General features: G+C 69.6%; 5 protein-coding genes. 2 read left to right on the forward strand and 3 right to left on the reverse strand.

Translation table 11 applies throughout. From position 1 onward, the window contains the following. Positions 1 to 43 precede the first annotated feature (43 nt). Positions 44 to 1,231 carry a globin domain-containing protein gene (locus tag ABTX60_RS32380; protein ID WP_352100567.1) on the reverse strand — a complete coding sequence of 396 codons (1,188 nt, stop codon included), beginning with the start codon at positions 1,229 to 1,231 and terminating at the stop codon, positions 44 to 46. A gap of 295 nt (positions 1,232 to 1,526) precedes the next feature. On the opposite strand from ABTX60_RS32380, the gene glnA2 reads away from it, so the two are divergent. After that, positions 1,527 to 2,888 (forward strand): gamma-glutamylpolyamine synthetase GlnA2, encoded by a 1,362-nt coding sequence (gene glnA2, locus ABTX60_RS32385; protein ID WP_033312643.1) that lies wholly within the window; start codon positions 1,527 to 1,529, stop codon positions 2,886 to 2,888. 1,110 nt (positions 2,889 to 3,998) lie between these two features. Here the strand turns inward: glnA2 and ABTX60_RS32390 are convergent. Continuing rightward, on the reverse strand, positions 3,999 to 4,886 hold the full coding sequence (locus ABTX60_RS32390) for a pentapeptide repeat-containing protein (protein ID WP_352100568.1): 888 nt from the start codon (positions 4,884 to 4,886) through the stop codon (positions 3,999 to 4,001). A gap of 776 nt (positions 4,887 to 5,662) precedes the next feature. Continuing rightward, positions 5,663 to 6,109, reverse strand: coding sequence for a VOC family protein (locus ABTX60_RS32395; RefSeq protein WP_352100569.1), 447 nt, complete (start codon positions 6,107 to 6,109; stop codon positions 5,663 to 5,665). Between the two features lie 405 nt (positions 6,110 to 6,514). On the opposite strand from ABTX60_RS32395, the gene ABTX60_RS32400 reads away from it, so the two are divergent. Next, complete coding sequence (locus ABTX60_RS32400; protein ID WP_352100570.1) at positions 6,515 to 9,523, forward strand: bifunctional [glutamine synthetase] adenylyltransferase/[glutamine synthetase]-adenylyl-L-tyrosine phosphorylase; 3,009 nt, start codon at positions 6,515 to 6,517, stop codon at positions 9,521 to 9,523. The last annotated feature ends 88 nt before the right edge of the window (positions 9,524 to 9,611 follow it).

Here is a 9,611-nt window from a genome sequence, read left to right on the forward strand (position 1 = left end):
GTCCCGGTCCGTCGGCCGCGGGAGGCGCCGATCCCTGTATCTCCTAGTCCTGCCCCGCCAGCCACAGGTCCGGGCCGAACACCTCGTAGTGGATGCGGGCGGGGGCCACGCCCTTGGCGATCAGCTGGGTGCGCACCGCCCGCATGAACGGGAGCGGGCCGCACAGGTACGCGCGCGTGCCCGGGGCGAGCGCGACGCCGGTGAGGTCGACCAGCCCGGAGTGTGTGCCCGAAGGGCCGTCCTGCTCGTACCAGAGGTGGACGGCCACGTCGGGCAGCTTGGCGGCGTAGGCCTCGTGGTCGGTGCGCAGCGCGTGCGTGGCGGGGGAGCGGTCGGCGTGCACGACGGTGACCGGGGCGCGGTGCCCCGAGTCGGCGAGGTGCGCCAGCATCGCGGCCATCGGGGTCACGCCGATGCCCGCCGAGGCCAGCAGCAGCGGCGTGTCGGGACCGCCGTCCAGGACCAGGTCGCCGTAGGGCTCGGACAGCTCCAGGAGGTCACCCACCCGCACGCGGGCGTGCAGGTGGTTCGAGACCTCGCCGTCGGGGGCGCCGGTCTCCCGCACGCGCTTGACGCTGATCTGCCGCAGGCCGGGGCCCGGCGCCCCGGAGAGGCTGTACTGCCGTATCTGCCGGGCGCCGTCCGCGAGGGCGACGCGGACGGAGACGTACTGGCCCGCGAGGAAGTCCCGCACCGGACCGCCGTCGGCCGGCCGCGACCGGAACGTGGCGACGTCGTCGGTCTCGGCGACCCGTTCGACGACCTCCCAGGTCCGCCAGGTGTGTCCGCCGCGCTCCTCGCGCAGCCGCTGCTCCACGGCGACCAGAGCGTTCGCCATCAGCCAGTAGACCTCGTCCCAGGCGGCGGCGACCTCGGGCGTGACGGCGTCGCCGAGCACCTCGGCGATGGCGGCGAACAGGTGCTCGTGGACGACGTCGTACTGCTCGGGCGTGACACCGAGCGAGGCGTGCTTGTGGGCGATGCGCTGCAGCATCGCGTCGGGACGCTGCCCGGGGTGGTCCAGCAGGTGGGCCGCGAACGCGGCGATGGACCCGGCGAGTGCCTGCCGCTGGGTGCCGGCGGCCTGGTTGCCCCGGTTGAACAGGTCCCGCAGCAGCTCCGGGTGGGCCGCGAACAACCGGGCGTAGAAGCGCTCGGTGATCGTGCCGAGGGCGGTCCCGACGGCGGGGAGCGTGGCACGGACGGTGGCGGCGGACTGCTCGGACAGCATGAGGGCTCCTCAGGGCTCGGCTGAGCGCACGCTATTTAAAGTTGCATATGAGATGCAAATTAAGCGGATGGAGCGACGAAGGGAACCGGCCGTTACGGATGTGGGTGCGAGCAGGCACTATGGGCGGAAGAGCAGTTCACCTGCCGTACGTGACGCGTTCGACCCCGGATCAGCCGGGCGATCATGGTCCGCAACGCGTACGAAATGGTGGTGTGGTGGGATGCTCAGGTGCCCGACCGCCTCCCGTGGTACGGAAGAGAAGGCGGCCTGACCAGCAAGGATGGGGAAGCGGAAGATGGACAAGCAGCAGGAGTTCGTGCTCCGGACGTTGGAGGAGCGCGACATCCGGTTCGTACGCCTGTGGTTCACGGACGTGCTGGGCTTCCTCAAGTCCGTCGCCGTGGCCCCGGCCGAGCTGGAGCAGGCCTTCGACGAGGGCATCGGCTTCGACGGCTCCGCGATCGAGGGCTTCGCCCGGGTCTACGAGTCCGACATGATCGCCAAGCCGGACCCGTCGACCTTCCAGATCCTGCCGTGGCGCGCGGAGGCCCCGGGCACGGCCCGGATGTTCTGCGACATCCTCATGCCGGACGGCTCCCCGTCCTTCGCCGACCCGCGCTACGTGCTCAAGCGCGCCCTCGCCCGCACCTCCGACCTGGGCTTCACCTTCTACACCCACCCGGAGATCGAGTTCTTCCTGCTGAAGGACCGCCCGCTGGACGGCTCACGCCCCACCCCGGCCGACAACTCCGGCTACTTCGACCACACCCCGACCAACGTCGGCATGGACTTCCGCCGCCAGGCCATCACCATGCTGGAGTCGATGGGCATCTCGGTGGAGTTCTCCCACCACGAGGGCGCGCCGGGCCAGCAGGAGATCGACCTCCGCTACGCCGACGCGCTGTCCACCGCCGACAACGTCATGACGTTCCGCCTCGTCATGAAGCAGGTGGCGCTGGAGCAGGGCGTGCACGCCACGTTCATGCCGAAGCCCTTCTCCGAGCACCCGGGCAGCGGCATGCACACGCACCTGTCGCTCTTCGAGGGCGACCGCAACGCCTTCTACGAGTCCGGCTCCGAGTACCAGCTCTCCAAGGTGGGCCGCTCCTTCATCGCGGGCCTGCTGCGGCACGCCGCGGAGATCTCCGCGGTCACCAACCAGTGGGTCAACTCCTACAAGCGCATCTGGGGCGGCGCGGAGCGCACCGCGGGCGCGGGCGGCGAGGCCCCCTCGTACATCTGCTGGGGCCACAACAACCGCTCGGCGCTGGTCCGCGTCCCCATGTACAAGCCCGGCAAGACGGGCTCGGCCCGGGTCGAGGTCCGCTCCCTCGACTCCGGCGCCAACCCGTACCTCGCCTACGCGCTGCTGCTGGCCGCCGGCCTCAAGGGCATCGAGGAGGGCTACGAGCTGCCGCCGGGCGCCGAGGACGACGTCTGGGCCCTCTCCGACGCGGAGCGCCGCGCCATGGGCATCGAGCCGCTCCCGCAGAACCTGGGCGAGGCCCTGACCCTGATGGAACGCAGCGACCTGGTCGCCGAGACCCTCGGCGAGCACGTCTTCGACTTCTTCCTGCGCAACAAGCGGCAGGAGTGGGAGGAGTACCGGTCCGAGGTGACGGCGTTCGAGCTGCGGAAGAATCTTCCGGCGCTGTAAAGGCAGGTCAGGGGGCGGTACCTGTCCTTTGTGTGAGTGGGGCTGACGGTCACAGACCGGCAGCCCCACTCACTTTCGCCAGCCCTGGGCCGTCCCTGGGCCGTCAGGCGGATCTCAGCGCGTCGTAATTGCAAGTTTCTCTGCATCGATCAAGCCCCGCCCTTCCGGGCGGGGGAGGCGATCCCACCCACCAAGGCCCGCACGGTCCAACAGAGCCTCAGCCGTCGCGCACTTGGGAGAACAGGACTCGACAGCTCCCCTTTGCTTCACGTCCCCCAGGGCTACAGTCTCCATCCCCGACGGTCACCAGCCCACGGCGTCATGAGTCCGCGGCCGGGAGCTCTTGCCTTCGGCATCCGGTCGCGCCATCCCGATGGCTTCCCGGCCGTCGCTACGTGGATGACGCCCCCACAGGCCCGCACAGCGGGCCCGCGCGGGCGCGTGGCTCGGGGGCCAGCGCCCACGCCTTCGGCAGGCGCCGGCCCCCGGCCCCGGCCCCGCGCCGCCCAAGTCGCCACAGGGTTATCCACGTTTCACGCTCTGGCCCGCCGAGGGCCGATGCACCGGACCGAGCCTGATTCCCCAGCCTTGCCCCACCGCCAGGCCCGACCTGGGGGAAGACGGCATTGCCCACAGGCCCGCATCGCATCATCCGCCACGGACCCAACAGACGCTTTGATCCAAAAGCAGGTGCGCGACGGCTGAGGCTCTGTTGGACCGTGCGGGCCTCGGGGGGGGGCCTCGAAGATCATGGCCCCAACGTCGTGCTTCAACGGGCAGGTCCACAGACTGCCCGACGCGCCGGAAGCTTACGGGGCCATGATCACTCCCCCCAAAGCAGCTCCAACCCAAAGTCACTCCATCGATCACGTGGGCCAGCGCTCGACCGAGTTGCTGAAGCAGGAGAGAACGCGGGCGGGAGCGGCATGGGTGACCTTCGGCGCTATCGCACTCGCTTCGTACCTCCCGAGTCGGGCGAACCGCACCTCGCGTATGACGGTAATCCTGCGACCGTGATCGCAGCATTGGGCACCGCTCGTTCGTGACCCTTCCTTACCCGTCCTGAAAGGGCAGCCCGATCTACAAACAGACAGGCCATGCAATATCCGCTTAAGACCGGGTACCGGAACACGAGTCTGGCACCGTGGTTGTCTCGTCCATGTCCGCTTTAGCTAGTTGACCGCAAGACACCCGGGCTTTGGATAGGTCAGCACCCCTTAGGTTCGCATCGTCTAGGTTCGCGCCTGAGAGATTTGCGTCGCGGAGTGAGGAATCCTGAAGATCGGCACGCTCAAGATCCGCCTTGGTGAGGTCTGTAGATTCTATTTCGACGCCTGAAAGGTCGGCGTCAAAGAATGACGCTTCTTGCAAATCAACCTCACTTATGAAACTGTCTCTCATATTTGCGCCAATGAAGGTCCCGCCGGAAAGGTCGGCGCCCAAGATAAACGCATCCGAAAAGTTGGATTCAAAGAAATCGGCGCCGGGGAGGTTGTACTCCCAATCAATGCTACCGAATTTGACTCCGCTCAGGTCTAGCGCAAGGGGCTCATCCCCTTCAAGCCTCACGCAACTTCCATTCCTTTGACACCAACGCTGAAGCGTGACGATAGCACCTTCAATGTCGATGCGAAGTTCACCGTAATAACTGTCGGGAGGCGGAGAGGTGTTTATTTGAGGGTGTTGCCTATCTCTCACGAAGGCTGCAAGAACATCTACGATAGTTCCTTGATCTGTCGGAGAATCCTTCATTAGTCGGCCAAGCGCATACACCCCGCCCACTCGAACCTCAGTTGTCTTGGATCCCACCTGATTGACCGCTGCTGCAAACCGATTTGTCACCTGATGCTCGCGCGTAGCGGCCAACTGTTCCGACCCGTGTCGAAGAGTAAAAATCAGTGCAAGAGCTGTCGCAAGCGTAACTACCCATTGCGCCCAAGCTCCTATCCTGGCCCACTTGGCCCTTTCGATCTTCGCCTGCTCCTTGGATAGGTCCAATCGAGTGTGATGAAGCTGCTCTCGCAGGCGGAGGCGTGAGGCCAATGCGAGATACTGGCGCTCAGAGCCAGTACGCTTATACCTGAAGCGACCCATAGTTCATTATCACACCCCAATGGTGCACACGCATTTCATGGGTGCTGTAGTTTGCTTGTCAATATTTGAATGGCCCATAGGGTGCCCAAGTTGCGTCGCCCTAATCGTTTGGGTACCGTGGCGCGCCCCGCTGGGCGATTGGTTCCTCGCGGGTCCGCACGAGCGTTCGACAGATGGTTTATGGGGTCGTCATACGTCGCGGGCACTCCTCGGTACACAATGGCGGGCTGCTCACTAGGCCTGGGGTATTCGGGAGTCTCTGAGGTACGAGCCACTCGTGAAACCGCAGCCGTTGATGCGCCCGGGTCACGTCGCCAGGCACGTCCTGTGCCATGAATGGACAGAGGTCTGTCATTGGCGCACCCCGGCGGTTGAGGCAGGCGCCACAAGGGCGCACCCGCCCACGGATCAGATGCGCCGCACGCCAAGCCACACGCTCCCTGGCCCCCGGCGGGCTGGGCCGTCCGAGGACGCCCAACGGCGACAGATGACGGCAACCGACGACAGCCATCCCCCTGCTCAGAAGCCGTGCGTTGGGTGCGGGCGCAGGCGCTCATCCGCGAAGGTGAGTTGAGGAACTCCAGAGCTTCGGCGCAGGATGACCGGCATGACCTCCAGCGCGCGCCAACGACGCTAAGCGCGCCCCGCGAGACGTGCTTCTCGATTCCTGACCGGGTTGCTCAGGCCTGCTGCCGCTTCAGATCCGCCAGCAGCCGGTGCAGCGGCTCCGTCGCCCTGCGCCGGTACTCCTGCACCGCCCAGCCGTTGCCGTCCGGGTCCTGGAAGTGCATGAACGTGGCGCCGTCGTCGGGGGAGTACTGGACCGGCTCGGAGACGTCGAGACCCCGCGCGACCAGCTCCGCGTGGGCCGCCTTGATGTCGGCGACGCACAGCTGCAGGCCCTGGTAGGAGCCCGGAGCCGGGGTCGGGCCGGGCGTCATCTGCCAGATCGACTCGCCCAGGGCGATCGAGCACCCGGAACCCGGTGGGGTGAGCTGGACGATCCGCATCCCGGGCATGACCTCCTGGTCGATGTCCACGTGGAAGCCGACCTTGTCCCGGTAGAAGTCCCGGGCGCGGTCGATGTCGGACACGGGCAGCGGGATGACTTCGAGGGTGATGTCCACGGCGTGACTCCTTCGTCCGGCCTCATGAGAGCCGCTCACTGGGACCGGCCGAACGGCTCTCCCTCACCGAAGCCGAAAACGCCGGACCGCGCCACCGAGTGGACGGACACCGGACCCGTGCCGCGGCGGAAATGGCCCTCCCGTACCGCCTGTGGCCAGAAAACGCCGTACCGCGTCTGCGACGTCACGGCCGGCCCCCGTAACCGCACGCCCCGGGCGCCACGGGTGCGGCCACGAGGGCCGCTTCCGAGCGCGTGCGCAGGTGCGGGGCCTCACCCCGGCAGCCCGCGCGGCCCCGTCCGCCTGCCGAACTCCCCGGCGCTTCCCCCGCCCTGTGCGGTTAGGCTCAAAGCGGTACGACCTTGATCCGACCCATGTCCGAGGAACAGTGCGAGGGAGGCCCGGATGACGGCGGTGCCGGGGCGCAGGAGCAGCACCTTCACACGGCTGCTGCGGCACGGCTTCACCGACGCGTCAGCCGCCGAACGGCTCCTGGACAGCCCCGAGCTCGCGCCCCTGCGCGACGACCCGGTCCTGCTGGAGGCGCTGGGCGCCACCGCCGACCCCGATCTCGCGCTGCTCGGACTCGTCCGGCTGCTGGAGGCCCAGCAGAGCCCCGGCGCCCGCCGGGAGCTGCTCGACACGCTGATCTCCTCCAAGCCGCTGCGCGACCGCCTCCTCGGTGTCCTCGGCGCCTCCACCGCCCTCGCCGACCACCTCACCCGGCATCCGGACGACTGGCAGGCACTCGTCATGTACGAGGCGTACGACCTGCACCCCGGGGTGGAGGAGTTCGAAGCGGGCCTCGCGGAGGCCACCGACCCGGTCTCCCTGCGCGTCGCCTACCGGCGCTGCCTGCTGTCCATCGCCGCCCGGGACGTCTGCGGCACCACCGGCGTCGCCGAGTCCGCCGCCGAGCTGGCCGACCTCGCCACCGCCACGCTGCGTGCCGCCCTCGGGATCGCCGAGGCGGCCGCGCCCGAGGACGCCGCCCTGTGCCGCCTCGCGGTGATCGCCATGGGCAAGTGCGGCGGCCACGAGCTGAACTACGTCTCGGACGTCGACGTCATCTTCGTCGGGGAGGCCACCGAAGGAGCCGACGAGACCAAGGCCGTGCGCGCCGCGACCCGGCTCGCCTCGCACATGATGCGGATCTGCTCCGAGACCACCGTCGAGGGCTCCATCTGGCCGGTCGACGCCAACCTCCGGCCCGAGGGCCGCAACGGCCCCCTCGTGCGGACCGTGTCCAGCCACCTCGCCTACTACCAGCGCTGGGCCAAGACCTGGGAGTTCCAGGCGCTGCTCAAGGCCCGCCCGGTGGCAGGCGACCTCGACCTCGGCGCGGAGTACGTCGCCGCCGTCCAGCCCCTGGTGTGGAAGGCCGCCGAGCGCGAGAACTTCGTGTCCGACGTGCAGAAGATGCGCCGCCGGGTCGTGGAGAACATCCCCGTCGGCGAGGTCGACCGCCAGCTGAAGCTGGGGCCGGGCGGCCTCCGGGACGTCGAGTTCGCCGTGCAGCTGCTCCAGCTGGTGCACGGCCGGGCCGACACCTCCCTGCGCAGCGGCACGACCCTGGACGCGCTGGGGGCCCTCGCCGCCGGCGGCTACGTCGGCCGGTCCGACGCGGCCCAGCTCGACGAGGCCTACCGCTTCCTGCGCTCCATGGAGCACCGCATCCAGCTGTTCCGGCTGCGCCGCACCCATCTCGTCCCCGAGGACGAGGCCGAGCTGCGCCGCATCGGCCGCTCCCTGGGCCTGCGCACGGACCCGGTGGCGGACCTGCACCGTGAATGGCGGCGGCACGCGGGTGTCGTACGCCGTCTGCACGAGAAGCTCTTCTACCGGCCGCTGCTCGACGCGGTCGCCCAGCTCGCGACCGGCGAGGCCCGGCTGAGCACCGAGGCGGCCCGGGAACGCATGGTCGCCCTCGGCTACGCCGACCCCGCCTCCGCCCTGCGCCACCTGGAGGCGCTGGCCTCCGGCGTCACCCGCAAGGCCGCCATCCAGCGCACCCTGCTGCCGGTGCTGCTGGGCTGGTTCGCCGACTCGGCCGACCCGGACGCGGGCCTGCTGGGCTTCCGCAAGGTCTCGGACGCGCTCGGCAAGACCCCCTGGTACCTCCGGCTGCTGCGGGACGAGGGCGCCGCCGCGCAGAACCTCGCCCGGGTGCTGTCCGCCGGCCGGCTCGCGCCCGATCTGCTGATGCGCGCCCCGGAGGCGGTCGCCCTGCTCGGCGACGGCGACGGCGGCGGCCTGGAACCCCGCTCGCGCGCCCATCTGGAGCAGGAGATACTCGCCGCCGTGCGCCGGGCCGACGGCGCCGCCCAGGCCGTCACGGCGGCCCGCGGAGTGCGCCGCCGCGAGCTGTTCCGCACGGCCGCCGCCGACATCGTCGGCTCCTACGGCACCGAGGAGCAGCCCGCCGAGGCCGACCAGGGCGCCCTGGTGGACCGCGTCGGGGCGGCGGTCTCGGACCTGACGGCGGCGACCCTCGCCGGCACGCTCCGCGCGGTCGTACGGGACGGCTGGGGCGACGACCTGCCCACCCGGTTCGCGATCATCGGCATGGGCCGGTTCGGCGGCCACGAGCTGGGCTACGGCTCCGACGCGGACGTGCTGTTCGTGCACGAACCGCGCGAGGGCGTCGACGAGCGGGAGGCCTCCCAGGCGGCGAACAAGGTCGTCTCCGAGATGCGCCGCCTGCTGCAGATCCCCAGCGCCGACCCGCCCCTGCTCATCGACGCCGACCTGCGTCCGGAGGGCAAGTCCGGCCCGCTGGTCCGCACCCTCACCTCGTACGCGGCGTACTACCGCCGGTGGGCCCTGACCTGGGAGTCGCACGCGCTGCTGCGGGCCGAGCCCGTCGCCGGGGACGAGGAGCTGGGCCGCCGCTTCATCGAGCTGATCGACCCGCTGCGCTACCGGGCGGACGGACTCTCCGACGAGGCCGTGCGCGAGATCCGGCGGCTGAAGGCCCGCATGGAGTCCGAGCGGCTGCCGCGCGGCGCCGACCCCAAGCTGCACGCCAAGCTCGGGCCGGGCGGCCTGTCCGACGTGGAGTGGACCGTGCAGCTCATGCAGCTGCGGCACGGCTCGACGGAGCCGGGCCTGCGCACCACCCGCACCCGTCAGGCCCTGGCCGCCGCCCGCACCGCCGGGCTCATCACGGACGAGGACGCCGCGACCCTGGACGAGGCCTGGGTCCTCGCGACCCGCGTCCGCAACGCCGTGATGCTGGTCCGCGGCCGGGCCGGCGACACGTTCCCGACGGAACCGCGGGAACTGGCCGCCGTGGGCAGGTACCTGGGCTACGGCCCGGGCCACGCGGGCGACATGCTGGACGCCTACCGCCGCACGGCGCGCCGGGCGCGCGGTGTGGTGGAGGAACTGTTCTACGGCACCGCCGAGCGCTAGGTGTATTGACCCGCAGGGTTGTTTACGCGGCTGATGGGTGGGTGGCCGCCGAGTGCGGTGTGGCAGCGGTGGTGGTTGTAGGTGTGCA

Source organism: Streptomyces sp. NPDC126510 (assembly GCF_040302345.1).
GTDB lineage: Bacteria > Actinomycetota > Actinomycetes > Streptomycetales > Streptomycetaceae > Streptomyces.

Excerpts from the sequence above, each read along its gene's own strand:
- ABTX60_RS32380 (WP_352100567.1), bottom strand. The coding sequence starts at position 1,231 with ATGCTGTCCGAGCAGTCCGCCGCCACCGTCCGTGCCACGCTCCCCGCC.
- glnA2 (WP_033312643.1), top strand. The coding sequence starts at position 1,527 with ATGGACAAGCAGCAGGAGTTCGTGCTCCGGACGTTGGAGGAGCGCGAC.
- ABTX60_RS32400 (WP_352100570.1), top strand. The coding sequence starts at position 6,515 with ATGACGGCGGTGCCGGGGCGCAGGAGCAGCACCTTCACACGGCTGCTG.